Here is a 26169-nt window from a genome sequence, read left to right as displayed (position 1 = left end):
TTTCAGCGCCAGGCGGGTGCGGCCGCGCCGTACCCGCCGACGTCGCGCTCGATCGTGCGGCGGTCGAGGAGGACCGGGGGAGGGGGCAGGAAGAGCGTGCCGTGCGGGGAGCTGACGTTCACCATCGTCGTCCCCATCGACACCTCGTCGTCGGTCTCGGGCGGCGGCGCGGACGCGAGGAGCGCCCGCGCCGCGCCGAGGAGGCTCGCCCGCACGAGACCGCCGCGCCCCGAGGCGAGGAGCTCGAGCACGCGCGCGGCCAGCACGTATCCGGTCGCGAAGTCGAGCGCCTGCACGGGCAGCGCGCCCGGTCGTCCGTCGGCGTCGGCGCACAGGTCTGCGATCCCCGTCGCCGCCTGGACGATCGAGTCGAATCCCGCACGGACACCCCAGGGGCCGTCCTCGCCCCACGCCGAGAGGGTCGCGACGATGAGGCCCGGGTGATCGGCCGCGAGGGCGGTCGGCGTCAGTCCGAAGCGGTCGAGGGAACCGGGGCGGTAGCCCAGCACGACGACGTCGGCGTCGGCCACGAGAACCCGCGCGTCGGCGGCGCGGCTCGTGAGATCGAGCTCGATCGAGCGCTTGCCCATCCCGGTCAGGAGGTGCTGCTCGAGGATCTCCGGTCGGCCGGGCGGATCCACCCGCAGCACGTCGGCGCCGAGGCAGGCGAGGAGCTGCGTGCACGTCGGTCCCGCGAGCACCCGGGTGAGATCGAGGACCCGCACGCCCGCGAGCGGGGCGGTGTCGGATGGCCCGATGCGGCTCTCCCCGTCCGGGACGACCTCGCTCCAGGCCGCGTCATGCGTCACGCGTCCGTGCGGATGGTCCTTCCACTCATCGGCCGTGCGCACGCGGGCCGCGATGCCGCCCGCCGCGACGACCGTGTCCTCGAGCTCCTGCGCGGGCATGCCGGCAGCGCGCGCGTCGAGGTCGCGCCGCGTCTCGACCCCCAGCGCGCGGCGGATGGCGTCGGCATGGTGCGGGTAGTTGCCATGCAGACGCGCGAATCCGTCGGCGCAGGCGACGAAGCCCGAGAGCTCAGCCCACGGCGACACGCTCCGGCCGTCGACGCGGGCGTGCTCGACCGTCTCGAACGCCGATCGGATGAGCTCGGAGGAGGTGTCCACCGAGACGGACACTCCGCGGGTGCGCGCGACAGCACGCGCGCCATCCGCGGCCGCGGAGACCGCCGTGATCGCGAGGCCCTCGACGTCGAGCGGGCCCTGCCACCAGCGGCGGATGCCGATGCTCACGCGGGCGCCCCGGGCCGCGCGATGGTCAGAGCGGCGGTGTCCGTGAACTCCCGCTCGATGTCCGCGTTCGCGCGGTACGTCGCGAGGCTGACGAGCACGGCGATGATGAGGGCGCCGATGAAGCCCGGGAGCAGCTCGTACACGCCGGTGCCGAGCAGCGGCCATGTGAAGACGATGACGGAGCCGGAGACCATGCCGGCGAGGGCGCCCCACGCCGTGAGGCGCTTCCAGAACAGGCTGAGGAGGATGAGCGGCCCGAAGGACGCACCGAACCCGGCCCAGGCGAACGCCACGAGCCCGAGGATCGTGTCGTTGGGGCTGATGGCGAGGAGTGCCGCGACGATCGCGACGGCGAGGACGCACGAGCGCCCCAGGATCACCAGCGTGCGGTCACGCGGCGGAGCCTTGCGCACGACCTTGTAGAGGTCCTCGACGAGTGCCGAGGAGCACACGATGAGCTGGCTCGAGATCGTGCTCATGATGGCCGCGAGGACGGCGGCGAGCACGAAGCCGGCGATGAGCGGGTGCAGCAGGATCTGCGACATCCGCAGCACGACCGTCTCCGGGTTCGCGAGCTCCTCGACGCCGGGCTGGTCGAAGTAGGCGATGCCCGCGAGGCCCGCGATGACCGCGCCGCCCATCGAGATCACCATCCAGCCGATCCCGATGCGCCGGGCGGGCTTCGCCCCCGCCGGCGACGGCAGCGCCATGAAGCGCACGATGATGTGCGGCTGGCCGAAGTAGCCCAGACCCCACGCGAGGGCCGACACGATCGCGAGCACCGTGGCACCGGACAGCGCCTCGCCGCCCGTGAACGAGAGGGCGTCGGGCGACGCCGAGGCGATCGCCTCGCCGACGGCGCCCAGCCCGCCGACGTTCGCGATGGCGACGACCGGCACGAGGATGAGCGCGACCATCATGAGCAGGCCCTGGGCGACGTCGGTGAGAGAAGCGCCGAGGAACCCGCCGAACAGGGTGTAGGCGAGCGTGACGCCCGTGACGAGGAGCATGCCCACGAGGTAGTCGCCGTCGAACGAGCTCTCGAAGAACACGCCGCCGGCGACCATCCCCGATGAGATGTAGAGCGTGAAGAAGACGAGGATGATGAGGGCCGAGACGATCCGGAGCAGCCGCGACCGGTCCTTCAGCCGATTCTCGAAGAAGCTCGGCACGGTGATCGAGTTGTTGCTGACCTCGGTGTACGCGCGCAGCCGCGGCGCGACGATGAGCCAGTTCAGGTAGGCGCCGATCGTGAGCCCGATCGCGATCCAGGCCTCGATGAGGCCGGTCGCGTAGATCGCGCCCGGGAGTCCCATCACGAGCCATCCCGACATGTCCGACGCGCCCGCCGAGAGAGCGGCGACCCAGGGCGGCAGGTTGCGCCCCGCGAGCATGTAGTCCTCGTGGTCCTTCGTGCGGCGGGCGGCGAAGAAGCCGATCGCGAGCATGCCCGCGAAGTAGATGCCGAGCGCGATGTAGAGGTAGACCTGGTCGGACATCGTCGTTCCCGCCTTTTCCTGTCGAGGGGCCCCGCCCGCGCGGGCCTGTCGTGCACAGCACGGTACTCCCCGGCCGCGCGTCGCGGGGAAGGCGCTCCGCCGTGGTCAGCCGGCGCGCGAGAACTCGGAGGCCCGGCGCACCTGATCGGGCGTCGGCGTGATGCCCGTGTACCGGGCGAACTGACGGGCGGCCTGCAGGGCGATGACCTCGGCGCCCGTGATGAGCCGCTTGCCGGCGTCGCGTCCCGCCCGCACGAGCGGCGTCTCCGAGGGGAAGGCGACGACGTCGAAGACGACGTCGGCGGCCTCCACGTGCGCGGGCGAGAAGGCCAGCTCGTCGGCGTCGGGGCCGTCCATGCCGAGCGGCGTCACGTTGACGATCACGCCCTCGCCCGGCTCGGGGTCGGTCGGTGTCCACCCGTACCCGTAGGCGTCGGCGAGGGCCGGTCCGGCCTGCGGGTTGCGCGCGACCACGGTCACGCGGTCGAATCCCGCGCCCCGGAAGGCCGCGACCACGGCCTTGGCCATCCCACCCGAACCCCGCACGACCACCGGCAGCGCGGGGTCCACGTCATGCGCCGCGAGCAGCTCGGCGACGGCCTCGTAGTCGGTGTTCGAGGCGATGAGGCGGCCGCCGTCGTTGACGATCGTGTTCACCGAGGCGATCGCCTCGGCCGAGGGCTCGATCTCGTCGACGAGCGGGATGACAGCCTCCTTGAACGGCATCGACACCGAGCAGCCGCGGAAGCCGAGGGCCCGTACGCCGCGGATGGCGCCCTCGATGTCGTCGGTCGTGAACGCCTTGTACACGAAGTTCAGGCCCAGCTCCTCGTAGAGGTAGTTGTGGAACCGCGTGCCGATGTTCGAGGGCCGGCCCGAGAGCGAGATGCAGACCGACATGTCCTTGTTGAGGATGGGCATGACGCCATTCTGCCCGGGCCGCCCCTCGGCCCCCGATCAGCCGACGTCGATCGCGTCGCCCGCGTCGAGGTCGTGGAACACGCCGCCGCCCTGCTCGGTGGCCCAGCGCAGGCGCCCGCGGTGCATCGCGAGGCCCTGCGCGGACAGCGGCACGTCGTGGGTGCCGAACGCGGCGCGCGGCGCGACCGCCAGGACGAAGTCCATCGCCTCGCCGATCTTGAGCCAGGGCGCGCCGATCGGCGCGGCGAGCAGCGGCACCTCGCGCCCGGGGAGCGCGTACGAGTCCCCCGGGTAGTAGAGGAGGTCGTCGACGAAGACGCCGATGTTCTCGACGAGCGGGATCGAGGAGTGGATCTCGTTGTGCACACCGCCGTGGAACGAGAGGCGGAAGGGGCCGGCGGTCGCGCTGTCTCCCGATGCGACGACGACCGCGTCGCCGTCGAGCTGCGCGGCGACGGCGCGCGTCGTGAAGACGGGAGCCGACGGATGGCGCGCGCGGAGCGCCGCGATGTGCTCGGGGGTCCAGTGATCCGGATGCTCGTGGGTGATGACGATGCCCGCCAGATCGGAGATGTCCGGCAGGGCGGCGGTGAACGATCCCGGGTCGACGACGAGCGTCGCCCCGTCCTTCTCGATGCGGAGGGCGGCATGTTCGTGCTTCGTGACGCGCATGAGGATCAGTCAACCACCGGGAACGCGAAGAAGCCCGGATCCTCGGATCCGGGCTTCTTCTCTACGGTGACCCCAGCGGGATTCGAACCCGCGTTACCGCCGTGAGAGGGCGGCGTACTAGGCCGCTATACGATGGGGCCGTAGTCTGTGTTCAGTTCTTCGTGTTCTTCCCGTTCCCGGGCACCAGAAGAGTATGACACGGAGAGACAGGGGCGGGCAAATCGAGGCCCCCTCCTGCGGTCGCCCGCGCGTGTCTGGCCGATCAGCGCCGGTTTTCCGGAACGGCCTCCCCGCGTGCGCGCCGCCGCCTGCGCAGGCGGACCACGAGCCAGCACGCTCCTGCGACGATCGCGGCCGCCCCCAGCCACGGGAGGAGGAAGCCGAGCGCGACGACTGCGCCGCTCACGGCCGCCACGAGGCCGTTCCAGCCCGCCACGAGTCCGTCCTGGAAGCCGGCCGGGTCGGGTGCCGTCACGGGGGGCTCCGTGGTGAGGGTGATCGTGAGGCTCGACATCGCGACCTGGCCCTCGAGGAGCGCGAGCTCCTGCTGGTAGGACTCGAGCTGCGCCTGGCGCTCCGAGAGCGACTGCTCCGCCTCGAGCAGCTCCGAGACCGTCCCGGCCTGCGCCATGAGCTCGGTGAGCCGTTCGACCGACGCCTGCGCCGCCGCGATGCGCGCGCGCAGATCCACCGCCTGCGTCGTGACGTCCTGCGCCGAGAGCTCCGTGTCGTGGACCTCGCCGACATCGCCGAGCGCGTCGACGACGGCGTCGAGGTCGTCGGCCGGCACGCGCACCGTGACCCAGCTCGCCCCGGGGAGCGCGGCGTCCTCCGCGGTCGCCTCGGTCACGCGGAGCCCCTCGATGTGCCCTCCGTGCCGCTCGACGAGAGCGCGGATGTCGTCGATCGCGTCATCGACGTCGTCGACCTCGACCGAGGCGGATCCCGTGCGGATCACCTCCCTGTCGGCTGCGGCGTCGTCGCCCTCGACCGGCGCGGTGACGCTCTCGCCCTGGAGGGGAGCGGACTCGCCGCCCTCGCTCGAGCTCGCCGAGCCGTCGTAGTCGGCTTCCGAGCCGCGCGGCTGATCGAACCAGGACACGGCGGTCGGGGCGATCGCGAGCGCGAGGACGAGCACCGCGGCTCCCGAGACGATCCCCGGCCACATCCGACGCCGTCGCGGTGCCGGACGCAGCGCGCGATCGCGGTGCCGCTCGTCGTCGATCGCCGCGAACACCCGCTCCTCGATGCGGTCGATGACCTCGGCAGGCACCTCGGGCAGCACGGCGTACTCCCTCTCGTCCATCACGACTCCTCTCCGACGACGGCACGCAGGCGCGTGCGGATGCGGGAGAGACGATTGCGGACGACCCCGTGGCCGACGCCGAGCTCCTCGGCGGCCGCGGCATAGGCGTACCCGTCGACCGCGCACAGCCGGAAGATCCGCTGGTCCAGGGGGCTCAGCGTGCCGACCTCCTCGACGATGCGCTCGGCGAGCCGTGCGTCGAGCACCTGCTGCTCGACGCTCACGAGGCTCGGAAGCGCCTCGTCGACCTCGTCCGCGGCAGCGCGCCGTCGCGCGCGGATCCGGTTCGCGGCCTGGAGGCGGCAGATCGCGGCGAGCCACGGCAGCAGCGATTCGCCGACGAGCTCGAGCCCCGCGATCTTCCGCCACGCCGTGACGAACGTCTCCTGCGTGACGTCCTCCGCGTCGGCATCGGATCCGACGAGGCGGTGCGCGATCCAGTACACCGGCCGGGCATGCCGACGGTAGAGCGCGCGGAACGCGACCTCGTCGCCCGCCCTCGCGGCGGCGACGAGCTCGGCGTCGCGCTGTGCGTCGTCCATCGCGCCTCCCGATGCGGATACGTCGTCTCTCATCGATCAGGTGTCCGGCGAGAGCGCGTTCGTCTCACATGCAACCATCCGCCGTGGCCGCTTGGGTATCCTGATGGTCGAAGGGGAGTATCCCGTCAACGCCTGCTCGTCATCACGGACCTCGACGGAGGGGTCCCGGTCAGGCACCGTGCGCAGCACGGGGGAGAGACTTTCGCATACCGCCGTCCCCTCCGAAAGGCCCTGAGCTTGGACATCCCTGTCTGGTTCCAGGTCGGATCCCTCGTGATCCTGACCCTCATCCTCATCGCCGACCTCCTCATCATCCTCAAGCGGCCGCACATCCCGTCGACGCGCGAGTCGACGCTGTGGGTCGTGTTCTACGTCACTCTCGCGCTCCTCTTCGCCGGCGCCCTCTGGTTCCTCGGCGATGCGCAGCACGCGGGCGAGTTCGTCGCTGGCTGGCTGACGGAGTACAGCCTGTCTATCGACAACCTGTTCGTCTTCGTGCTGATCATGACGCAGTTCTCGGTGCCCCGCCGCTACCAGCAGGAGGTGCTGATGGTGGGCATCATCATCGCGCTCGTGCTGCGCGCCGCGTTCATCCTGCTCGGCGCCGCCCTCATCGAGAACCTCAGCTGGATCTTCTACATCTTCGGCGCGTTCCTCATCTTCACCGCCGTGCGCCAGGCCCTGCCGGAGAAGCACGAGGCCGACGAGCAGACCGAGAGCTTCATCGTCCGGACCCTCCGCCGATTCGTCGACATCAGCGACGAGTACGACGGCGCGAAGCTCCGCACCGTCGTCAACGGCAAGAAGATGCTCACCCCGATGATCATCGTGTTCGTCTCGATCGGCGTGACCGACCTCATGTTCGCGATCGACTCGATCCCCGCGATCTACGGCATCACGCAGGAGCCGTTTCTCGTCTTCGCGGCGAACATCTTCGCGCTCATGGGCCTGCGGCAGCTGTACTTCCTCCTCGGCGACCTGCTCGAGAAGCTCAAGTACCTGCACTACGGCGTCGCGTTCATCCTCGCGTTCATCGGCGTCAAGCTCATCCTGCATGCGCTGCACGTCAACGAGCTGCCGTTCATCAACGGCGGCCACCACATCGACTGGGTGCCCGAGATCAACAACTGGATGTCGCTCGGCGTCATCGTCGGCTCGATGGCCGTGGCCACCATCGCGAGCCTCATCTCGTCCTCGCGCGAGGCGCGCCGCGAGAAGGCCGTGACGGAGCCCGGACGCTGACCGGCTGAGCACTCTGACGACGCGGCGCGTCGATCTGCCCACAGGGCGGGTCGGCGCGCCGCGTCGCACTGTGCAGATCTCGCAGATCGACAGGGGTCGGTGAGCACCCTGCTATCCTGAAGGGGTGCGGTGCGCCCGACTTCTCCTTATGCGCCGCGACGGGATCACGCTCTAGGCCTCTCCCCGTCGCGGAGTCCGTCGTAGGCCGACACCGACGACCGCTAGGAGCAGGAAGAGCATGAGCACCAACGACATCCGGGTTCCGGATCGCCCCCGCACGCTGGCCGAGAAGGTCTGGGATGACCACCTCGTCGTGAAGGGCGAGGACGGCCAGCCCGACCTCATCTACATCGATCTCCACCTCGTCCACGAGGTGACGAGCCCGCAGGCTTTCGACGGCCTGCGCGCCGAGGGACGCGGTCTCCGCCGGCTGGATCTGACGATCGCCACGGAGGACCACAACACCCCGACGATCGACATCGACAAGCCGATCGCCGACCTCACGAGCCGCACCCAGATCGAGACGCTGCGTCGCAACGCCGAGGAGTTCGGCGTGCGCCTGCACTCGCTGGGCGACGCCGAGCAGGGCATCGTGCACGTCGTCGGCCCGCAGCTCGGGCTCACGATGCCGGGCATCACGGTCGTGTGCGGCGACAGCCACACGTCGACGCACGGCGCGTTCGGCGCGATGGCGTTCGGCATCGGCACGAGCGAGGTCGAGCACGTGATGGCCACGCAGACCCTCCCGCTCAAGCCCTTCAAGACGATGGCGATCACGGTCGAGGGCGAGCTGAAGCCTGGCGTCACGGCGAAGGACATCATCCTCGCGGTGATCGCGAAGATCGGCACGGGCGGCGGCCAGGGCTACGTCCTCGAGTACCGCGGCAGCGCCATCCGCTCCCTCTCGATGGAGGGGCGCATGACCATCTGCAACATGTCCATCGAGGCCGGGGCGCGCGCCGGCATGGTCGCGCCGGACGAGACGACGTTCGCCTACCTCGAGGGCCGCCCGCACGCACCCCGAGGCAAGGACTGGGACGACGCGGTCGCGTACTGGAAGACGCTGCCCACCGACGAGGGCGCGGTGTTCGACGCCGAGGTCTTCATCGACGCGAACGAGCTCGAGCCGTTCGTCACGTGGGGCACGAACCCCGGTCAGGGCGTCTCGCTGAGCGACGTCGTGCCGGCCGCCGACGACTTCGAGGACCCGAACGAGCGCGCAGCCGCCGAGCGCGCGCTCGAGTACATGGACCTCGTCCCGGGAACCCCGCTCAAGGAGATCCCGGTCGACGCGGTCTTCATGGGCTCGTGCACGAACAGCCGCATCGAGGACCTGCGCGCCTTCGCGTCGATCATCGAGGGCCGCAAGAAGGCCGACGGCGTGCGCGTCATGGTCGTGCCGGGCTCGGCGCGCGTGCGCCTGCAGGCCGAGGCCGAGGGCATCGACCGGATCGTCAAGGAGTTCGGCGGCGAGTGGCGCTTCGCCGGCTGCTCGATGTGCCTGGGCATGAACCCCGACCAGCTCGCGCCGGGCGAGCGCTGCGCGTCCACCTCGAACCGCAACTTCGAGGGGCGCCAGGGCAAGGGCGGGCGCACGCACCTCGTGTCGCCGCTCGTCGCGGCGGCGACGGCCGTGCGCGGCACGCTGTCGAGCCCGTCCGACCTCGCATCCGCCGACCAGCCGGCCCTGTCGGGCGCGGGAGCGTAAGGAGACCGTCATGGAGAAGTTCACCACCCACACCGGGATCGCCGCTCCGCTGAAGCGCTCGAACGTCGACACCGATCAGATCATCCCCGCGGTGTTCCTCAAGCGCGTGACGAAGACGGGCTTCGACGACGCGCTCTTCCACGGCTGGCGCCAGGACCCCGAGTTCGTCCTGAACCAGGAGCCCTACCAGGGCGCATCGATCCTCGTTGCGGGGCCCGACTTCGGCACCGGATCGAGCCGCGAGCACGCCGTCTGGGCGCTGCGCGACTTCGGGTTCAAGGTCGTGCTGAGCCCGCGCTTCGCCGACATCTTCCGCGGCAACTCGGGCAAGCAGGGCCTGCTGACGGGCATCATCTCGGAGGCCGACCTCGAGCGCTTCTGGGCGGCCATCGAGGCGCAGCCCGGCGTGCGGATGACGGTCGACCTCGTCGAGCGAACCGCCGTACTCGGCGACTTCACGGCCGGGTTCGAGATCGACGATTACACTAGGTGGCGGCTCCTCGAGGGGCTCGATGACATCGGGCTCACCCTCCGCAACGAAGACAAGATCGCGGAGTTCGAGGCCCGCCGCGAGGCGTGGCGGCCACGGACGATCCCCGTTCCGTGAGCCCGGGGCTCGGGGCCCCGTCAGCACGGCGGACAACCCGCCAGAACGGTAGTGAGGCCACCAGCACATGACACTCCTGGGCGACACGAAGGTCGCGGGCGCTTCGGCATCCCGCAGCGGCGAAGTGATCGAGATCCGCGGCGGACGTCCGCTGCGCGGGCAGGTCGACGTGCGAGGCGCGAAGAACCTCGCCACCAAGGCCATGGTCGCGTCCCTCCTCGGTGAGACCCCGAGCACCCTGCGCGACGTGCCGGACATCCGCGACGTCGAGGTCGTCCGCTCGCTTCTCGAGGTGCACGGCGTGGCCGTCTCCGAGGGCGAGGAGCCGGGTTCGCTCATCCTCGACCCGAGCGCCGCGAAGTCGGCGAACTTCGAGGAGATCGACGCGCACGCGGGCTCGTCGCGCATCCCGATCCTCTTCTGCGGCCCGCTCCTGCACCTCCTCGGACAGGCGTTCATCCCCGACCTCGGCGGCTGCCGCATCGGCGACCGCCCCATCGACTTCCACCTCGACGCCCTGCGCGCCTTCGGAGCGATCGTCGACAAGCAGCCCAGCGGCATCCGCCTGTCCGCGCCCGAGGGCCTCCACGGCGCCGACATCGAGCTGCCGTACCCGAGCGTGGGCGCGACGGAGCAGGTGCTCCTCACGGCCGTGCGCGCGAACGGCGTCACCGAGCTGCGCAACGCGGCGATCGAGCCCGAGATCATGGACCTGATCGGCGTCCTCCAGAAGATGGGCGCGATCATCTCCTACGAGCCCAACCGCGTCATCTTCATCGAGGGCGTGCAGGAGCTCCGCGGCTACGACCACCGCTCGCTGTTCGACCGCAACGAGGCCGCGTCGTGGGCCTCGGCGGCGCTGGCCACCGACGGCGACATCTTCGTCAAGGGCGCGCGCCAGTACGAGATGCTCACGTTCCTCAACGTCTACCGCAAGGTCGGCGGCGACTTCGACATCACCGACGAGGGCATCCGCTTCCGCCGCGGCGAGGCCCCGCTCAAGCCGGTCATCGTCGAGACCGACGTGCACCCCGGCTTCATGACCGACTGGCAGCAGCCGCTCATCGTCGCGCTCACCCAGGCGCACGGCACGTCCGTCGTGCACGAGACCGTCTACGAGAACCGCTTCGGGTTCATCGAGGCGCTCAACCAGATGGGCGCGGACATCGTCGTGCACCCGCGCGGGCTCGACGGCCCCTACCGTCGCGTGCCGCGTCGCGCGCTCGAGCAGGCCGCGGTCATCACGGGGCCGACGCCGCTGCGCGGCGCCGACATCGTCGTCCCCGACCTCCGGGGCGGATACAGCCACGTCATCGCCGCTCTCACGGCGGAGGGCACGTCGCGCGTGTCGGGCGTCGGCATCATCCGCCGCGGATACGAGAAGTTCTTCGAGAAGCTGACCGCTCTCGGCGCCGACTTCGACGTCGTGGGGTGACGGTGGGCGCTTCCGCCTCACCTGAGAAGAGCCGCCCGAGCATCTTCTGGCCGCTCGCGGCGATCGTCATCCCGCTCGTCGGGCTGCTCGCGCGGATCGAGCTCCGCGGCTCGGAGAACCTGCCCCGTCGCGGTGCGTTCGTCCTCGCGCCGAACCACCACAGCGAGATCGACCCGCTCATCGTCGCGATCGCGACGTGGCGGGCCGGGCGCGCGCCCCGGTTCCTCGCGAAGGAGAGCCTGTTCCGCATCCCCGTCGTCGGATGGGTGCTGAAGGCCTCCGGGATGGTCCCGGTCGCGCGATCCCGCGGCGCGGCCGCGCAGGCGCTCGCGCAGGCGAAGGAGCTCGCCTCGAGCGAGCGCGGCGTGATCGTCTACCCGGAGGGCACCCTCACGCGCGACCCCGGGCTGTGGCCGATGCGCGGCAAGTCGGGCGCGATCCGCCTCGCCCTCGCCGGCGACATCCCGCTCATCCCGCTCGCGCAGTGGGGCACGCAGGCGGTCATGCCGCGCTACGGCAAGCTGTCGCTGCTCCCGCTGCGCAAGCCGATCACCGTCCTCATCGGCGAGCCCCTCGACGTGTCCGACCTGCGCGGGCGGACCGACCAGGCCGCCATCCAGGAGGGCACGGAGCGCCTCATGGCCGCGATCACCGCACTGCTCGAGGAGCTGCGCGGCGAGAAGGCCCCGCCCGAGCGGTGGGACCCGACGCAGCACGGCCAGGCAGAGACGGGCAAACTGTGATCCCCGAGCGCGTCGTCGTCCTCGGCGCGGGCAGCTGGGGCACGACGTTCGGCAAGATCCTCGCCGACGGCGGCGCCCAGGTCACGATGTGGGCCCGTCGCGCCGAGCTCGCGCACGAGATCGACCAGGCCAAGCGCAACTCGCAGTACCTGTCCGGGATCAACCTGCCCCGGTCCATCCGCGCCACCCACGTCCTCCAGAAGGCCGTCGAGGGCGCAGAGCAGATCTACCTCTCGGTGCCGAGCAAGTCGGCCCGCGACACCCTCAAGCAGCTGCGCCCGCTCATCGGCTCGTCCGACGTGCCGGTCGTGAGCCTCATGAAGGGCGTCGAGAAGAAGTCGGGTCTGCGGATGAGCCAGGTCATCGAGCAGGCGCTCGGCTGCGACCCCGCGCGCATCGCCGTCGCGAGCGGCCCGAACCTCGCGCTCGAGATCGCGCGCGAGCAGCCGACTGCGGCGGTCATCTCGTCGTCGAGCCAGGAGACCGCCGACCGGATCGCGCGCACGGCGCGCAACCGGTACTTCCGCAGCTTCGTCAACACCGACGTCATCGGCACCGAGTTCGGCGGCGTGCTGAAGAACCTCATCGCCGTCGCGATCGGCATCGTCGACGGCGTCGGATACGGCGAGAACACGAAGGCGTCGATCATCACGCGCGGCCTCGTCGAGATGACCGACTTCGCGGTGGCGTACGGCGCGCAGGCCGAGACGATGCAGGGCCTCGCGGGGCTCGGCGACCTCATCGCGACGTGCCAGTCGCCCCTCAGTCGGAACAACACGGCGGGACGCCTGCTCGGGCAGGGCTACACGCTGCAGGACGTCGTGAAGCAGATGGAGCAGACCGCCGAGGGCCTCGGCTCGGTCGCCCCCATCCTCAAGCTCGCGAAGGCGAAGGGCGTCGAGATGCCCATCGTCGAGCAGGTGCGGATGGTGCTCGACGGCACGCTCGATCCGCGCGACATCGCGCCGCACCTCACCACAGACGACGACACCCCCCAGGGCGAGAGGACGACGAATGACGACGGCGACAGTGGCGGTGCTCTTCGGCGGGCGCTCCAGCGAGCACTCCATCTCCTCCGCGACGGCGGGCGGGGTGCTGGGAGCGATCGACCGTGACCGCTACCGGGTGATCCCGATCGGCATCACCCGCGACGGCGTCTTCGTGCTCGAGGACGACGACCCCGGCAAGTTCCGGCTCGACGCCGAGAGGCTGCCGGAGGTCGTCGACAACGGCACGCGGGTGATCTGGCCCGCAGGCGGCGGCGACCGCGTGCTGCGCGTGCGCGACGCGGATGGCCTCGAGCGCGAGCTCGGCGCGGTCGACGCGGTGCTGCCCATCCTGCACGGCCTGCACGGCGAGGACGGCACCATCCAGGGCTTCCTCGACATCCTCGAGCTCCCGTATGCGGGCGGCGGCGTGCTCGACTCCGCCCTGTGCATGGACAAGCACTTCATGAAGATCGCGCTGCAGGCGGCGGGCGTGCCCGTCGCGCCGTGGACGACCGTCCGGCGGTCGCGCTGGAGCACGGCGCCCGACGCCGTCCGCGCCGAGGCCGACGCGCTCGGGTACCCGCTGTTCGTGAAGCCCGCGCGCGCGGGCTCGAGCGTGGGCGTCTCGAAGGCGCACGACGCGTCGGAGCTCGACGAGGCCATGCGCATCGCCTTCGCGGAGGACGACAAGGTGCTCGTCGAGAAGGGCATCGGGGGGCGCGAGATCGAGGTCGCGATGCTCGAGGGCCGCGACGGGGGAGAGGCGCGCGCGTCGCTCCCCGGCGAGATCGTGCTCACGACGCGCGACTTCTACGACTTCGAGGGGAAGTACCTCGGCGGCGAGGGCGTCGACGTCGTGTGCCCTGCCGATCTGTCGGAGGACGAGATCGAGGCGATCCGCGCGGTCGGCATCCGGGCCTTCGAGGCCGTCGACGGACGCGGGCTCGCTCGCGTCGACGTGTTCCTCACGCCCGAGGGCGAGATCGTCGTCAACGAGCTCAACACGATGCCGGGCTTCACGCCGATCTCGATGTTCCCGAAGTGCTGGATCGCGTCCGGGATGACGTACTCCGAGCTCATCACGGAGCTCGTCGAGCTGGGCCGCGCCCGCGCGGCCTGAGCCGAGTCAGTCCTCCGGCTGCGTGCCGGTCGTCGGGGCGTCCTCGCCCTCCGGCGCGGCGTCGGGGTCGGTGCACTGGGCCGCGCGCGGCAGCGTGGAGACCGCGCTGCCGAGCGCGCTGCCCGCGAGCACCGCGTCGGCCGACACGACGGTCGTGTCGACGTAGACCTGCACGGCCGGCTCGCGGCCGTACGTCGTCATGCGCAGATTCGGCCGCTCGCTCTCGTCGACGATCCAGTCGACGCCGTCGATCGTCACGCACTGCTGGGTGGTGGGAGCGGGAGTGTCGTATCCGCACGAGAGGATGACCGCGGTCGGCTCGCCCCACGCCGCGGTCGCCTGAGCGTCGGTCCAGCGGCGCTCGAGGCCCGAGACCGAGTCGGGCATGCGCACGGAGACCTCGGCGCACAGCGGGTCGTTCGCGCGCGGAGCCGCCTCGAGGTGAACGGTCGGGGCGCACCCCGTGAGCGCGACGACCGCGGCGAGGCACGAGACGGCGGCGAGGCGGCGGTTCACCCCACCAGCCTACGTTCGGGCGTCCTGGGCGTTCGCCTACGCTGGAGGGATGCATGAGGATCCCACGGTCGGCGAGCTGAGCGAGGGCGAGATCCTCCGACGGATCCTGGCGCGCACGGGCCGCGCGGGCGCGGGCCTCGTCGGGCCCGGCGACGACGCCGCGGTCGTCGCCGCGCCGTCCGGGTCGGTCGTGGCGACGACCGACACGCTCATCCACGGACCGGACTTCCGGCTGGCGTGGTCGAGCGGCTACGACCTCGGCTGGAAGTCGGCCGCCGTCAATCTCGCCGATGTCGCGGCCATGGGGGCGCGGCCGACGGCGCTCCTCGTCGCGCTCGCGATGCCCAACGACACCCGCGCGTCGTTCGTGGAGGCTCTCGCCGACGGCCTCCGCGACGCGTGCGACGCCCTCGCGCCCGGCTGCGCCGTCGTGGGCGGCGACCTCACCGCGAGCGACGTGCTCACGATCGCCGTGACCGCCCTCGGAGACCTCGAGGGACGCGCCCCCGTGCTGCGCTCGGGCGCCCGCGCGGGCGACGTCGTCGCGATCGCGGGGGAGCTCGGCCGAGCCGCGCGCGGCCTGCAGGTGCTCTTCGCGCGCTTCCGCGACGCCGACGGCGCACCTGTGCCCGTCGACCCCGCCCTGCTGCGGGACGGCGACACGGGCGTCCTCGAGGCGCAGCTGCGGCCCGCTCCGCCGATCGGCCTCGGGCCGTTCGCCGCGCGCGCCGGCGCGACCGCCATGATGGACGTCTCGGATGGCCTCGCGCTCGACGCGCGGCGGATGGCCGACGCCTCGGCGGTCACGATCGCGATCGACAGCGGCGACCTCGGGGACGACCCGCGGATCGCGCTCGAGGGCGGGGAGGACCACGCGCTGCTGGCGACCTTCCCGGCAGGCGCCCTGCCCCCCGGATTCCGCCCGATCGGACGCGTCATCCCGCGCGACGAGGCATCGGTCCACGTGGACGGCGTGCCGTACCTCGGCGCGGGCGGCTGGGATCCGTACCGCGATTGGGATGCGGCCGCGGGCTGACGACGCTCAGGCGCTGAGCGGCTCGCCCCACCACAGGGTCGTGTCGCCGTACGCCTTCTCGCGCCACGCGGAGAGGCCGGCGGCGGCCCAGTCGGGGGAACCGGAGCGCGTCGCGCGCTCGACGATCACGAGCGCGCCCGGCGCGAGCAGCGGCGCGAGCAGCGCGAGGTCGTCGTCGAGGTCGCGCTGCGGCAGGTCGTAGGGCGGGTCGAGGAACGCGATGTCGATGCCGGGCGCCGTGCCGCGGAGGAAGGCGCGCACCGCGATGGGGTGGACGCGCACGCGGGGCGCGCTCGAGCCCATCGCGCGCCGCACGACCTCGACGTTCCGCTTCACGATCTCGGCCGCCGGCCGGGACCGCTCGACGAGGTCGACCGACGCGGCGCCGCGGCTCGCGCACTCGAGACCGAGTGCGCCCGATCCCGCGTACAGATCGACGACCGCGGCGCCCTCGATGAGGCCGGTGTCCTCGAGCGCGCCGAACAGCGACTCGCGCACGCGGTCGCTCGTGGGGCGGGTGCCCGAGCGCGGCACGTCGAGCCGGGCGCCGCCCGCGCGGCCCGCGATGATCCTCGTCACCCTGCCACGATATCCTCGGCGGGCGCGGCGTCCGCTCCGGGGCCCCTTCTAGACTCGACGCATGCCGCTCTCGCTCGACTCCTCGCTCACGGAGGCCGTCGGCGCGAAGTCCGCCGGCCTGCTCTCGCGGGCGTTCGGGATGGCGACCGTGGGCGACCTGCTCGCGCACTACCCGCGCCGCTACATGAGCAGGGGCGAGCTCACGCCCATCCGCGACCTCCCGCTCGGTGAGACGGTCACGATCGTCGCCGAGGTGCGGCGCGTGCAGTCGCGTCCCATGCGCAGCCGCGGCGGGCGCCTCCTCGAGGTGATCATCGGCGACGGCCAGGGCGAGATGTCGCTCACGTTCTTCAACCAGGACTGGCGAGAGCGCGAGCTCCGGCCAGGGCGGCGCGGCGTCTTCTCGGGCAAGGTCGGGGAGTACCGTCGCGAGCGTCAGTTCTCGCATCCCGCGTATGAGCTCTTCGACGACGAGGGCGATGCCGATGCGCGTGCGCAGGAGTTCGCCGGCCGGCTCATCCCCGTGTATCCCGCGACTTCCGCGCTCACGAGCTGGGCCATCCAGAAGCTCGTCGAGCAGTGTCTGACCCGCCTCGGCGACGTGCCCGAGCCGCTCCCCGACGACCTGCGGGAGCGGGAGGGGCTCATGGGCGCGCGCGACGCGCTCGACGGCGTGCACCGGCCCGCGAACGAGGGGCACGCCTACAGCGCGCGCAAGGCGCTGCGGTGGCACGAGGCGCTCGTGCTCCAGACGGCACTCGCTCAGCAGCGCCGTGACGTCAGGGCTCTCGCAGCCACGCGCCGCGAGGCGAAGCCGGGCGGCCTGCTCGAGCGCTTCGACGCGGCGCTGCCGTTCGCGCTGACCGACGACCAGCGCGAGACCGGCGAGCGGATCGCGGCCGACCTCGTCGCCGGATGGCCGATGAACCGGCTCGTGCAGGGCGAGGTGGGGTCGGGCAAGACGCTCGTCGCGCTGCGCGCCATGCTGCAGGTGGCCGAGTCCGGCGGCCAGGCGGCGCTGATCGCGCCGACCGAGGTGCTCGCCGGCCAGCATCTGCGCTCCATCACGCGCATGCTCGGGCCGCAGCTGGCTCCCGAGGTCATGCCCACGCTCCTCACCGGCCAGATGCCGGCGGCGGCGCGACGGAAGGCCGCGCTCCGCGTGGCGTCGGGTCAGTCGCGCATCGTCGTCGGCACGCACGCCCTGCTCAGCGAGGGCACGACGTTCGCCGACCTCGGGCTCGTCGTCGTCGACGAGCAGCACCGGTTCGGCGTGGAGCAGCGGGAGACGCTGCGCGCGAAGGGAACGAGTCCGCACGCCCTCGTCCTCACCGCCACGCCCATCCCGCGCACCGTCGCGATGACGGTCTTCGGCGACCTCGACGTGTCGACCATCCGCACGATGCCCGCGGGCCGCGCCGGCATCGAGACCTTCGTCGCTCCGGTCGCCGAGCGCCCGCGCTGGTTCGACCGGGTCTGGGAGCGCGTCGCCGAGGAGGTCGAGAAGGGGCACCAGGTCTTCGTCGTGTGCCCCGCGATCGACGTCGCGGCGAAGGGCAAGGCCGCTGCCGAGGACGACGCCCCGGAGGCCGCCGCGGAGGAGGGCGGCTCCGGCCCGCGCTGGGGCGTCGCGCAGGTCGCCGAGATGCTCGGGCGGCACCCCGCGGTCGGGCGGCTCAGGCTCGCGACCCTGCACGGACGCATGCCGGGCGAGGAGAAGGACCGCATCATGCAGGAGTTCGCGGCCGCCCGCGTCGACGTGCTCATCGCGACGACCGTGATCGAGGTCGGCGTCGACGTCCCGAACGCGTCGACCATGGTCATCCTCGATGCCGACCGCTTCGGCGTCTCCCAGCTCCACCAGCTGCGCGGACGCGTCGGACGCGGGGGAGTGCCCGGTCTCTGCCTGCTCGTGACGGAGGCGACAAAGGGAACGCCGGCGCGCGAGCGCGTCGAGGCGGTCGCGGCGACGCTCGACGGGTTCGCGCTCGCGGAGGTCGATCTCGAGCTGCGCGGCGAGGGCGACGTGCTCGGAGAGGCGCAGTCGGGCGTGCGCTCATCGCTTCGGCTGCTCCGCGTGGTCAAGGACCAGGCGCTCATCGCCCTGGCGCGGGAGGAGGCCGACCGCGTCCTCGCGGCGGACCCCGACCTCGCCCGGCATCCCGGACTCGCCGACGCCCTGGCCCGCCGGGTCACGCAGGAGGAGCGCGCGGCCCTGAGCAAGAGCTGAGCATGCGCCCCGCGCGGCGTGTCGCGGGCGCGGCGCTGCCCGGGCGCGGATGGGGCTCCTGGCTAGGCTGGATCGCATGAGCAACCGGATCGCCGTCGTCCCGGGGTCCTTCGACCCGCCCACCCTCGGTCACCTGGACGTCATCCGGCGTGCCGCCTCGCTCTACGACGAGCTCCACGTGCTGGTCGTGCACAACCCCGACAAGGAGGGGATGCTGCCGATCGCGCTGCGGCTGCAGCTCCTCGAGCAGTCGGTCGAGGAGGCGCAGATCCCCGGCAAGGTCATCGTCGGATCGTGGAGCGTGGGCCTGCTCGTCGACTACGCGCAGGAGGTGGGCGCCGGCGTGCTCGTGAAGGGCATCCGCTCGCAGGGCGACGTCGCGTACGAGACGCCCATGGCGGTCGTCAACAACCACCTCGCCGGCGTCGAGACGGTGTTCCTCCTCGCCGATCCCGCCCACTCGGTCGTGTCGAGCTCGCTCGTGCGCCAGGTGGCCGGCCTGGGCGGGGACGTCTCGCCCTACGTGCCGGCGGCGGTCGCCCGCTACCTCCGCAGCGCGACCTCGAAGGACTTCTGACCTCGCGTCCCTGCGCGCGCCACGGCCCTCGTCGTCCCGGGCGCGACTACGATTGATCCCCGTGAGAACGCGTAAAACCGGGCCCTTCGTGCTGCCCGTCCGCGACATCGTCCGCAAGCCGGGCGAGATGCGCGAGCACACGCTGACCATCCCCGCACCCGAGCAGTGGGGCGAGGGGATCGTCTCGATCCCGGAGGGGAAGGAGCTCGAGCTCGACGTCCGTCTCGAATCCGTGCACGAGGGCATCCTCGTGTCGGGGGAGCTCGACACGGAGTTCGAGGGGGTGTGCGGTCGATGCCTTCGCGACATCGCCGAACCGCTCGAAGTCGAGTTCCAGGAGCTTTTCGAGTATCCTGGTGAGGAAACTGCTGACTTCGAGGTTCAAGACGACCACGTGGATCTTGAAACTCTGGTCAGGGATGCGGTCGTCTTGTCGCTTCCGTTTCAGCCGGTGTGTCAGCCGGATTGCCCCGGCCTCGACCCGGTCACGGGCGAGCGGCTGACGCAGAGCCCCGGCACCGCGCAGCAGGCGCCTGTCGATCCTCGGTGGGCCGCGCTCCGAGAACTCACAGACCAGAATGGATCGGCGGACTCCGCCGCCCCGAGCACAGAAGAGAGCTAGTCATGGCAGGTAACCCCCCGAAGCGGAAGGTCTCCCGTTCGAACACCCGCTCGCGTCGCGCGCAGTGGAAGGCGGAGGCTCCGGCCCTCGTCAAGACGGTGGAGAACGGCAAGGTCGTCTACAGCCGCCCGCACCAGGCCAAGGTCGTCACCGACTCGCAGGGCACCGAGCTGTTCCTCGAGTACAAGGGCCGCAAGGTCGCCGACGCCTGAGCGGCGGATACGACTCCGTGGCGCGCATGCGGCCACTCTCCGAGAAGCTCGGCGTCGAGATCGACGCCGAGCTTCTCGCTTTGGCCATGACACACCGCTCGTACGCGTACGAGCACGGCGGCATCCCGCATAACGAGCGACTCGAGTTCCTCGGCGACTCGGTGCTCGGGCTGGCCGTCACCACCATGCTGTATCGCCGGTTCCCCGACCTCGACGAGGGCGCGCTCGCGAAGCGCCGCGCCAGCGTCGTCTCGACCGTCGCCCTCGCAGAGGTCGCACGCGGCATCGGCCTCGGCGAGCATCTCCGTCTCGGCCGCGGCGAGGAGCAGACGGGCGGCCGCGACAAGGACTCGATCCTCGCCGATGCGACCGAAGCCGTGTTCGGCGCCGCGTACCTGTCGGCAGGGCCCGAGGAGGCGTCGGCTCTCGTGCTGCGCCTCATCGAGCCGCTCCTGGAGAATCCCGAGCGCTACGGCGCGGCGATCGACCCGAAGACGAGCCTTCAGGAGCTCGCCGCGCGCCTCGGCCTGGGAGCGCCGTCGTACTCGGTCGCTTCTCGCGGCCCCGACCACGACCGTCGCTTCACCGCCACGGTCGAGGTCGGCGATCACGCCTCGACCGGCGAGGGCACGAGCAAGAAGCAGGCCGAGATGGCCGCGGCTCTCACGGCCTGGCACGCGCTCAGCGCGCGGACCGTCGGTGCCTGAGCTCCCCGAGGTCGAGGTCGTGCGAGCGGGCCTCGAGCCGGCCGTCGTGGGATCGACCATCGCGGGAGTCGAGGTGCTCGACGGCCGTGCGCTCACCCGGCACGTGGGCTCCCACGACGACTTCACCGCGCGCCTGAGCGGACGCGCCGTGACGGCCGCCGTGCGTCGCGGCAAGTTCCTCTGGCTGCTGCTCGTGTCGGCGGCGATCGAGCCGGCGGAGGCGCTCATCGGGCACCTCGGCATGAGCGGGCAGCTGCTCCTGCGCGCACCCGGCGCCCCGCGCGAGCGCCACGAGCGCGTGCGGCTCGCGATCGACCATCCGGCTCACGGCGAGCTCGCCGTCGTGTTCGCGGATCAGCGGACGTTCGGGTCGCTCGCCGTCGACGCGCTCGTGCCGACGGCGGATGGCGCGCCGGGCGGATGGGGGAGCGAGGCGCCCCTCGTGGCATCGCAGGCCGCGCACATCGCGCGCGATCCGCTGGATCCCGCGTTCGACGACGCCGCGTTCGCGCGAGGGCTCGGCCGCCGCGCGTCGGCGATCAAGCGCGTGCTGCTCGATCAGACGGTCGTGAGCGGCATCGGCAACATCTACGCGGACGAGGCGCTCTGGGCCGCGCGCATCCATCCGGAGACGTCCGCGTCCGCGCTCTCGACGCGGGCCGTCCGCACGCTGCTCGCCGAGATCCGCGCGGTGCTGCAGAAGGCCCTCGCGGAGGGCGGCACGAGCTTCGACGCGCAGTACGTGAACGTCAACGGGCAGGCCGGCTACTTCGCGCACAGCCTCAATGCCTACGGGCGACACGGCGAGCCCTGCCCGCGCTGCGGTGGAGCGATCCGCCGTGAGGCGTTCATGAACCGCTCGAGCCATTACTGCCCGAGGTGCCAGCGGAAACGCTGACCGGTGAAGCATATCGCTGAACACCTCGCCGAATTGAGCAAATCCGCTTAATTCTGGCTCTGGTTCAGTGATATGCTTCACGGATGGCGGTGGCAGTGATCGCGGACATCATCTCCTCGCGCGCATCGACGTCGAGAGACGCCGTGCAGCGCGAGATCGAGAATGCGGCCGTCGAGGTGGATCGAACATACCCCTGGGCGCTGCAGAAGTGGTACCCGACCGTGGGAGACGAGTTCCAGGCCGCCTTCCGCACGATCGACGACGCTCTGCTGTCGACGCTCTACCTGCAGCTCGCGCTGCCCGACAACGTCGGCTGCCGGTTCGGCATCGGGCTCGGGGGCATCGTCACGGTCGAGTCGAAGCTCGCCGACCGCATCCAGGACGGCCCAGGATGGTGGGCGGCGCGCGACGCCGTCAACCGGGCGCACGAGATCGAGCGGTCGCAGCTGTCCGCCGTGCGCTCGTGGTTCCTCGTCGACCCCGACTCGTCTGCACACGACCGCGCGATGGAGGGGCCGATCAACGCCTACCTCGTCGCGCGCGACAGCCTCATCGCCGACATCTCGCCGCGCGGACGACGTGCCGTCTTCCTGCAGTGGTGCGGGTACCCGCAGAAGGAGATCGCCCGCATCGAGGGGGTGTCGCCGTCGGCGATCTCGCAGCTGCTCAACAAGCCGTCGGCGCAGGCTCTCCGCCTCGGCACGGAGGCCCTCGAGCTCGGCGTGCGGCCGCGGCGCGTCCACTGACTCAGGGGTCGACCGCCGCCGCGAGCGCGAGCGCGTCCGCGGCGACCTGCGCCGACGAGTCGGCGTCGCGCAGCCACAGGGGCACGGCTCGCGCGGCGATCCCCGCACGCTCGAGCGGCGCGACCTCAGCGGCGTCGGATGCGTCGACGAGCCAGCCGTCGAGCAGGCCTCCGTCGGTGCGCGGGCCGTAGTGACGCGCGACCGCCCCGGCCGACGTCTCGACCCCGATCGCCGCGAGGCAGGCATCGGCCATGCCGCGCACGACGGCGCCCGCGATGATCCCGGACACCCCGACGACGGGAGCTCGCGCCGCGCGCACCGCGTCGCGCATCCCGGGGACCGCGAGCACGGGGCCGATCGACACGACCGGGTTCGACGGCGCGAGGAGGATGGCATCCGCCTCCGCGATCGCCTCGAGCGCTCCCGCGGTCGGCACCGCCGCGGCGATCCCGGCCTGCTCGAACCCGACCGCCGGGAGGCCGGCGCGGTGCCGGACCCACCACTCCTGGAAGTGCATCCGGCGGCCGTCCGCCGTGCGCACGTGCGTGTCGATCTCGCTGTCGGTCGCGGGATGAAGCCGCACGCCGAGATCCCAGCGCTGCGCGAGCCGCTGGAAGACCTCGGACACGCTCGCGCCCTCGCGCAGCCAGGCTGTCCGCGCGATGTGGGTGCCGAGGTCGAGATCGCCCAGCGTGAACCACTCGGGAGCGGCGCCCCACGCGGCGAGCTCCGCGGCCACGCGCTCGGTCTCGCCGGCGCGGCCCCAGCCGCGCTCGGCGTCGTTCACGCCGGCGAGCGCGTAGAGCAGGCTGTCGTGATCGGGGGAGATCCGGAGCCCCGACACCCACCAGTCGTCGGCCGTGTTGACGACGACGTCGATCCGGTCGTCGCCGCCCGTCCGCCGGACGTGCTCGCGGAGACCCTTCACGAAGCGGGCGCACCCGACGCCGCCTCCGATGACCGTGTAGCGCACCTGACCACGCTACCCGCGAGCGGATGGCCCGGGCGCGCACCCGGGCCATCCGCGTCACGAGAGGGTCTTCTCCCAGGCCGCCGCGTAGGACGCCGGACGGAACCCGACCGCCTCGTTGACGTCGAGCATGAACCGGTTCTCCTCCGCGTTGAACGTCGACACGCACGGCGACTCCGGAACGGCCTCGTGCCAGCGCCGCAGCCCCACGCACTTCACGATGGCGCCGAGGCGACGCCCGCGGTGCTCGGGCATGACGAGTGTTCCCCACTGGGAGGTCGGCCGGGTGCGGTCGGCGCCGATCTGCAGCTCGTTGAACGCCGCGACCTCGCCCGTGGGCGCATGCACGACGAGCGTGACGCCCAGAAGCTGCCCGGCCGCGGCGAGGCGCGCGTCACGCGCGCGGACCCGCTCGGCGTCCCATGCCGACTCCTCGGTGACCATCTCGCCCGCGGGCACGTCGGTGCTCATCCGCGCGATGGCGCGGGCGTAGCCCTCGGCGTGCTCGCCGGGGGTCGCGCCGGTCCACCACACCACCCGGTACTCCGGCCCGGCCTTCTCGAGCGCCGCCTCGAGCAGGCGATCGACCGCATCGTAGGGCCCCTGCAGATCGAAGACGCTGTTGCGCTCGACCTGGCTGAGCGCGAACCCCGCGCGCAGCATGCGCTGCGCGGACGCGTCGTCGGCGGGGATGGCGCCGGCACCCGTCGGCGGGACGAGCTGCTCCCCGTCGACGCCGGCGCGGTGGATGGTCCACCCCTGGAGGACGGAGCGCCCCTGCGCCGCCGCGATCTCCTCGAGCGCCGAGAGGAGCGCGTCCCCTGCCGCGTCGTGCGCGTCGGCGACCTCGACGTCGATCTCGGCGGTGCGCTGCTTCGAGCGCTCGGCGTCGAGCGCGCCCGCTGCGACGATGCGGTCGCCCTCGCGCGCGACGAGCGGCGTGATCACGTGGTAGGTCTGCTCCTGCCAGCGGCTCAGCACGTCGGCCGGGTCGTCGTCGTGGAGGTCGGTGCCCGAGTCGCGCCGCCACGCGGCGTTGCCGAGGCGGACGAACTCGAGGAAATCGGTCGCGTCGGGTGCGTCGAGGCTCTCGGGGGCCGTCAGGCGGTCGATGCGCAGCGTCATGTCAGCTCCTTGGTCCACTCGCCCGTGTACGCGGCGGGGCGGAAGCCCACGGCCTCGTTCACGTCGAGCATGTAGCGGTTCTCCTCGGCGTTGAACGTCCGGACGACGGGGGAGGTCGGGACGAGCTCGCGCCAGCGGCGCAGGCCGACGCACTTGACGATCGTGCCGAGGCGGCGACCGCGGTGCTCGGGCATGACGAGCGTCCCGTAGTTCTCGGTGGGGGCGGTCCGATCGGCGCCGATCACGAGCTCGTTGTACGCCGCGACCTGCCCCGTCGGCTCGTGGATGACGACCGTCACGGCCATCGTCTGCCCGGCGCGGCGCTTGAGGTCCTCCCGATCGCGGATGCGCTGCGCGTCCCAGGGGTCGGCCTCGACGGGCAGCTCTCCGCTCGGGGCGTCCTCGTCCAGCCGCGAGATGGCGGCCGCGTAGCCCTCGATGTGCTCCTCGGGCGTCGGCGTCTGCCACCACGCGACCCGGTAGTCGGGGCCCGCCTTCGCGACCGCGGCCTCGAGAAGCCGGTCGACGGCCTCGAACGAGCCCTGCAGGTCGAAGACGCTCGCCCGCTCGACCTGGCCGAGCGCGTAGCCGTTGCGCACGAGGAAGCGCGTCTGCCAGGCGCCGCGCGGGAGGGATCCGGATCCGGTGGGAGAGGGGAGCCGGTCTCCGCCCGCGTCGGCGGAGGCGAACGCGAAGGCCCGCAGCGACGTGCGCCCGCGCTCGCGCGCGCGGCGCTCGATCTCGGCGAGCAGGGCGTCGGCCTCGTCGTCGTCTCTGCGATCGGGGTGGATCACGATGTCGACGTGCGCCGTGCGCTTCGCAGCGCGCGGGCACGCGAGCCCCGCGAAGCCGACGATCTCCTCGCCGCGTCGCGCGACGATGCCGGACTTGTCGACGTAGGTCGTCTCGCGGAGGCCGACGAGCCACTCCGCCGGGTCCTCGCGAAACAGTTCGGTGCCCGAGTCGCTGCGCCACATCGCGTTCGCGGCGCTCGTGAACGCCAGGAACTCGCCCGCGTCGGGCGACTCGACCGATCCGGGAAGGTGCATCGGCGCGAACGCGATCGAGGGGCGACCCGCCGAGCGGCCCGCGGGCCGGCGCCCCGCGGAGTGGGAGGCTCCGCGGGGCGCCGGGTGCGCAGCGGTCGTGCGGGCGCTCATCGCATGCCGCCCAGGCCGTACACGAGGGTGATCCGCTGGATCTGCGCCTCGTGCTCGGCGCGCGCGGCGGCCGCCAGGCGCTGACGCTCGTACCGCGCGCGCGTCTGGTCGGGCGTCTCGGACGGGCGGGTGCTCCACAGGAGCAGCCACAGGCCGATGCGCATCGCGATCCGGTCGGCTGCCGAGGTGCGCGGGGTGCGCTCGGGGATGGCCGAGAGCGCGCGCGGCACGCCGCTCGGTTGCGGGGGATGGGCGGACGGGGACAGGTGAATCGTGTTCACGGTGATTCCTTCGTGGGAGAGAGATGTTCCGGATGGGAACGGGGAGACGACCCCGGGCGATGCCGGGGACGGGTGCGGAGCGCGGGGCCGGAAGCGGCCCGGGTGGCGCTCGGAGGCGGACGCCGGAGGCGGCGCGGAGAGACGGCTGTCGCCTGGTCTCAGGGGCGGATGAGCCGCGCGTGCGGGCTCAGGGCAGACCTCTCGCTAGGAGAGTCGGCCTGCGCGGCGGAGTCCGCCTGCGACGATCCCTGCGACCTGACGTCGAGCGAAGCCGACGGGGACGGAAGCCGAGAGCGCGATGCGCGCTGCACCTGGGTTCGTGGTGATATCCATGTCGGCTTCCTCCTCTCGTGCCGGTTCGCTGGGCGGAGCGCCCAGAGGTGATCGTGCGATCACACACGTTACGCAGACGGCGCGGGCCGCGTCAAGCGGATTCCCAGGATTCGTCGCGCCGAGCCGCAGCGCATCGCGTC

At 71.9% G+C, this 26169-nt stretch carries 27 protein-coding genes and 1 tRNA gene; 15 read left to right on the top strand and 13 right to left on the bottom strand.

Annotation, left to right across the window (positions count from 1 at the left end; all coding sequences use genetic code 11):
- Window positions 1–2: 2 nt before the first annotated feature.
- The 7 genes from GC092_RS09120 to GC092_RS09090 form a co-directional block, all read right to left on the bottom strand.
- Window positions 3–1253: a CoA transferase gene (locus GC092_RS09120; RefSeq protein ID WP_324011491.1), complete on the bottom strand. Its 1251-nt coding sequence runs from the start codon at window positions 1251–1253 to the stop codon at window positions 3–5.
- A complete protein-coding gene (gene putP, locus GC092_RS09115) occupies window positions 1250–2752 on the bottom strand; it encodes a sodium/proline symporter PutP (protein ID WP_282977560.1) in 1503 nt (500 codons plus the stop codon). Before putP ends, GC092_RS09120 begins: the two co-directional genes overlap by 4 nt.
- A 105-nt stretch (window positions 2753–2857) precedes the next feature.
- Window positions 2858–3673, bottom strand: coding sequence for a shikimate 5-dehydrogenase (locus GC092_RS09110; RefSeq protein WP_324011489.1), 816 nt, complete (start codon window positions 3671–3673; stop codon window positions 2858–2860).
- 36 nt (window positions 3674–3709) lie between these two features.
- Entirely contained in the window at window positions 3710–4345 is a 636-nt protein-coding gene (locus tag GC092_RS09105; protein ID WP_324011487.1) for an MBL fold metallo-hydrolase, read from the bottom strand.
- Window positions 4346–4412: 67 nt separating this feature from the next.
- Window positions 4413–4485, bottom strand: a tRNA-Glu gene (locus GC092_RS09100).
- Window positions 4486–4607: 122 nt separating this feature from the next.
- Window positions 4608–5651, bottom strand: a complete 1044-nt coding sequence (locus GC092_RS09095; protein WP_324011485.1) for a DUF4349 domain-containing protein — start codon at window positions 5649–5651, stop codon at window positions 4608–4610.
- Entirely contained in the window at window positions 5651–6193 is a 543-nt protein-coding gene (locus tag GC092_RS09090) for an RNA polymerase sigma factor (protein ID WP_271171673.1), read from the bottom strand. Before GC092_RS09090 ends, GC092_RS09095 begins: the two co-directional genes overlap by 1 nt.
- 237 nt (window positions 6194–6430) lie before the next feature.
- Between GC092_RS09090 and GC092_RS09085 the strand changes: the two genes are divergently transcribed.
- The 7 genes from GC092_RS09085 to GC092_RS09055 all read left to right on the top strand — a co-directional run bounded on the left by GC092_RS09085 (window position 6431) and on the right by GC092_RS09055 (window position 14037).
- The gene (locus GC092_RS09085; RefSeq protein WP_324011482.1) at window positions 6431–7435 is read left to right on the top strand and encodes a TerC family protein; all 1005 of its coding nucleotides are present in this window, start codon (window positions 6431–6433) and stop codon (window positions 7433–7435) included.
- A 238-nt stretch (window positions 7436–7673) separates the two neighbouring features.
- Entirely contained in the window at window positions 7674–9143 is a 1470-nt protein-coding gene (leuC, locus tag GC092_RS09080) for a 3-isopropylmalate dehydratase large subunit (RefSeq protein WP_271171675.1), read from the top strand.
- Window positions 9144–9153: 10 nt separating this feature from the next.
- Window positions 9154–9750 carry a 3-isopropylmalate dehydratase small subunit gene (gene leuD, locus GC092_RS09075; protein ID WP_271171676.1) on the top strand — a complete coding sequence of 199 codons (597 nt, stop codon included), beginning with the start codon at window positions 9154–9156 and terminating at the stop codon, window positions 9748–9750.
- 67 nt (window positions 9751–9817) lie between these two features.
- Entirely contained in the window at window positions 9818–11185 is a 1368-nt protein-coding gene (gene murA / locus GC092_RS09070) for a UDP-N-acetylglucosamine 1-carboxyvinyltransferase (protein ID WP_282977567.1), read from the top strand.
- The gene (locus tag GC092_RS09065) at window positions 11182–11928 is read left to right on the top strand and encodes a lysophospholipid acyltransferase family protein (protein ID WP_324011480.1); all 747 of its coding nucleotides are present in this window, start codon (window positions 11182–11184) and stop codon (window positions 11926–11928) included. Before murA ends, GC092_RS09065 begins: the two co-directional genes overlap by 4 nt.
- Window positions 11928–13043 carry an NAD(P)H-dependent glycerol-3-phosphate dehydrogenase gene (locus GC092_RS09060; protein WP_374727769.1) on the top strand — a complete coding sequence of 372 codons (1116 nt, stop codon included), beginning with the start codon at window positions 11928–11930 and terminating at the stop codon, window positions 13041–13043. Before GC092_RS09065 ends, GC092_RS09060 begins: the two co-directional genes overlap by 1 nt.
- Entirely contained in the window at window positions 12943–14037 is a 1095-nt protein-coding gene (locus GC092_RS09055) for a D-alanine--D-alanine ligase family protein (protein WP_324011475.1), read from the top strand. Before GC092_RS09060 ends, GC092_RS09055 begins: the two co-directional genes overlap by 101 nt.
- A gap of 6 nt (window positions 14038–14043) precedes the next feature.
- On the opposite strand, the gene GC092_RS09050 is transcribed toward GC092_RS09055, so the two are convergent.
- A complete protein-coding gene (locus GC092_RS09050; protein ID WP_324011474.1) occupies window positions 14044–14553 on the bottom strand; it encodes a DUF3515 family protein in 510 nt (169 codons plus the stop codon).
- A gap of 49 nt (window positions 14554–14602) precedes the next feature.
- Between GC092_RS09050 and thiL the strand changes: the two genes are divergently transcribed.
- Entirely contained in the window at window positions 14603–15589 is a 987-nt protein-coding gene (thiL, locus tag GC092_RS09045) for a thiamine-phosphate kinase (RefSeq protein ID WP_324011473.1), read from the top strand.
- Between the two features lie 6 nt (window positions 15590–15595).
- Here the strand turns inward: thiL and GC092_RS09040 are convergent, their stop codons facing one another.
- Window positions 15596–16168 carry an RsmD family RNA methyltransferase gene (locus tag GC092_RS09040; RefSeq protein WP_324011472.1) on the bottom strand — a complete coding sequence of 191 codons (573 nt, stop codon included), beginning with the start codon at window positions 16166–16168 and terminating at the stop codon, window positions 15596–15598.
- A gap of 61 nt (window positions 16169–16229) precedes the next feature.
- Between GC092_RS09040 and GC092_RS09035 the strand changes: the two genes are divergently transcribed.
- The 7 genes from GC092_RS09035 to GC092_RS09005 all read left to right on the top strand — a co-directional run bounded on the left by GC092_RS09035 (window position 16230) and on the right by GC092_RS09005 (window position 22160).
- The gene (locus GC092_RS09035) at window positions 16230–18398 is read left to right on the top strand and encodes an ATP-dependent DNA helicase RecG (protein ID WP_324011471.1); all 2169 of its coding nucleotides are present in this window, start codon (window positions 16230–16232) and stop codon (window positions 18396–18398) included.
- A 76-nt stretch (window positions 18399–18474) separates the two neighbouring features.
- Window positions 18475–18975, top strand: coding sequence for a pantetheine-phosphate adenylyltransferase (coaD, locus tag GC092_RS09030; protein WP_271171685.1), 501 nt, complete (start codon window positions 18475–18477; stop codon window positions 18973–18975).
- Between the two features lie 127 nt (window positions 18976–19102).
- The gene (locus GC092_RS09025) at window positions 19103–19597 is read left to right on the top strand and encodes a YceD family protein (protein ID WP_271172174.1); all 495 of its coding nucleotides are present in this window, start codon (window positions 19103–19105) and stop codon (window positions 19595–19597) included.
- Window positions 19598–19599: 2 nt separating this feature from the next.
- Window positions 19600–19809 (top strand): 50S ribosomal protein L32, encoded by a 210-nt coding sequence (rpmF, locus tag GC092_RS09020; RefSeq protein ID WP_172989695.1) that lies wholly within the window; start codon window positions 19600–19602, stop codon window positions 19807–19809.
- A gap of 26 nt (window positions 19810–19835) precedes the next feature.
- A complete protein-coding gene (gene rnc / locus GC092_RS09015) occupies window positions 19836–20516 on the top strand; it encodes a ribonuclease III (protein ID WP_282977575.1) in 681 nt (226 codons plus the stop codon).
- The gene (mutM, locus tag GC092_RS09010) at window positions 20509–21414 is read left to right on the top strand and encodes a bifunctional DNA-formamidopyrimidine glycosylase/DNA-(apurinic or apyrimidinic site) lyase (RefSeq protein WP_324011469.1); all 906 of its coding nucleotides are present in this window, start codon (window positions 20509–20511) and stop codon (window positions 21412–21414) included. Before rnc ends, mutM begins: the two co-directional genes overlap by 8 nt.
- 83 nt (window positions 21415–21497) lie before the next feature.
- Complete coding sequence (locus GC092_RS09005) at window positions 21498–22160, top strand: SatD family protein (RefSeq protein WP_271171689.1); 663 nt, start codon at window positions 21498–21500, stop codon at window positions 22158–22160.
- A gap of 1 nt (window position 22161) precedes the next feature.
- Here the strand turns inward: GC092_RS09005 and cofD are convergent, their stop codons facing one another.
- Genes cofD through GC092_RS08985 form a run of 4 tightly spaced genes read right to left on the bottom strand, consistent with a single transcriptional unit; the run spans window position 22162 to window position 25696 of the window.
- A complete protein-coding gene (gene cofD / locus GC092_RS09000; protein ID WP_324011466.1) occupies window positions 22162–23133 on the bottom strand; it encodes a 2-phospho-L-lactate transferase in 972 nt (323 codons plus the stop codon).
- Between the two features lie 54 nt (window positions 23134–23187).
- Window positions 23188–24255, bottom strand: a complete 1068-nt coding sequence (locus GC092_RS08995; protein ID WP_324011464.1) for a GNAT family N-acetyltransferase — start codon at window positions 24253–24255, stop codon at window positions 23188–23190.
- Window positions 24252–25415, bottom strand: coding sequence for a GNAT family N-acetyltransferase (locus GC092_RS08990; protein ID WP_324011463.1), 1164 nt, complete (start codon window positions 25413–25415; stop codon window positions 24252–24254). Before GC092_RS08990 ends, GC092_RS08995 begins: the two co-directional genes overlap by 4 nt.
- Entirely contained in the window at window positions 25412–25696 is a 285-nt protein-coding gene (locus GC092_RS08985) for a hypothetical protein (protein ID WP_324011462.1), read from the bottom strand. Before GC092_RS08985 ends, GC092_RS08990 begins: the two co-directional genes overlap by 4 nt.
- Between the last annotated feature and the right edge of the window lie 473 nt (window positions 25697–26169).

This window comes from Microbacterium sp. JZ37 (assembly GCF_035188445.1).
Classification (GTDB): domain Bacteria; phylum Actinomycetota; class Actinomycetes; order Actinomycetales; family Microbacteriaceae; genus Microbacterium; species Microbacterium barkeri.
This window is presented reverse-complemented; position numbering and strand designations above follow the sequence as displayed.

Coding starts and splice junctions, on each gene's coding strand:
- putP (WP_282977560.1), bottom strand. CDS start 2,752: ATGTCCGACCAGGTCTACCTCTACATCGCGCTCGGCATCTACTTCGCG.
- GC092_RS09110 (WP_324011489.1), bottom strand. CDS start 3,673: ATGCCCATCCTCAACAAGGACATGTCGGTCTGCATCTCGCTCTCGGGC.
- GC092_RS09105 (WP_324011487.1), bottom strand. CDS start 4,345: ATGCGCGTCACGAAGCACGAACATGCCGCCCTCCGCATCGAGAAGGAC.
- GC092_RS09095 (WP_324011485.1), bottom strand. CDS start 5,651: ATGGACGAGAGGGAGTACGCCGTGCTGCCCGAGGTGCCTGCCGAGGTC.
- GC092_RS09090 (WP_271171673.1), bottom strand. CDS start 6,193: ATGGACGACGCACAGCGCGACGCCGAGCTCGTCGCCGCCGCGAGGGCG.
- leuC (WP_271171675.1), top strand. CDS start 7,674: ATGAGCACCAACGACATCCGGGTTCCGGATCGCCCCCGCACGCTGGCC.
- leuD (WP_271171676.1), top strand. CDS start 9,154: ATGGAGAAGTTCACCACCCACACCGGGATCGCCGCTCCGCTGAAGCGC.
- murA (WP_282977567.1), top strand. CDS start 9,818: ATGACACTCCTGGGCGACACGAAGGTCGCGGGCGCTTCGGCATCCCGC.
- GC092_RS09055 (WP_324011475.1), top strand. CDS start 12,943: ATGACGACGGCGACAGTGGCGGTGCTCTTCGGCGGGCGCTCCAGCGAG.
- thiL (WP_324011473.1), top strand. CDS start 14,603: ATGCATGAGGATCCCACGGTCGGCGAGCTGAGCGAGGGCGAGATCCTC.
- GC092_RS09035 (WP_324011471.1), top strand. CDS start 16,230: ATGCCGCTCTCGCTCGACTCCTCGCTCACGGAGGCCGTCGGCGCGAAG.
- coaD (WP_271171685.1), top strand. CDS start 18,475: ATGAGCAACCGGATCGCCGTCGTCCCGGGGTCCTTCGACCCGCCCACC.
- GC092_RS09025 (WP_271172174.1), top strand. CDS start 19,103: ATGCGCGAGCACACGCTGACCATCCCCGCACCCGAGCAGTGGGGCGAG.
- rpmF (WP_172989695.1), top strand. CDS start 19,600: ATGGCAGGTAACCCCCCGAAGCGGAAGGTCTCCCGTTCGAACACCCGC.
- rnc (WP_282977575.1), top strand. CDS start 19,836: ATGCGGCCACTCTCCGAGAAGCTCGGCGTCGAGATCGACGCCGAGCTT.
- GC092_RS09005 (WP_271171689.1), top strand. CDS start 21,498: ATGGCGGTGGCAGTGATCGCGGACATCATCTCCTCGCGCGCATCGACG.
- GC092_RS08995 (WP_324011464.1), bottom strand. CDS start 24,255: ATGACGCTGCGCATCGACCGCCTGACGGCCCCCGAGAGCCTCGACGCA.
- GC092_RS08990 (WP_324011463.1), bottom strand. CDS start 25,415: ATGAGCGCCCGCACGACCGCTGCGCACCCGGCGCCCCGCGGAGCCTCC.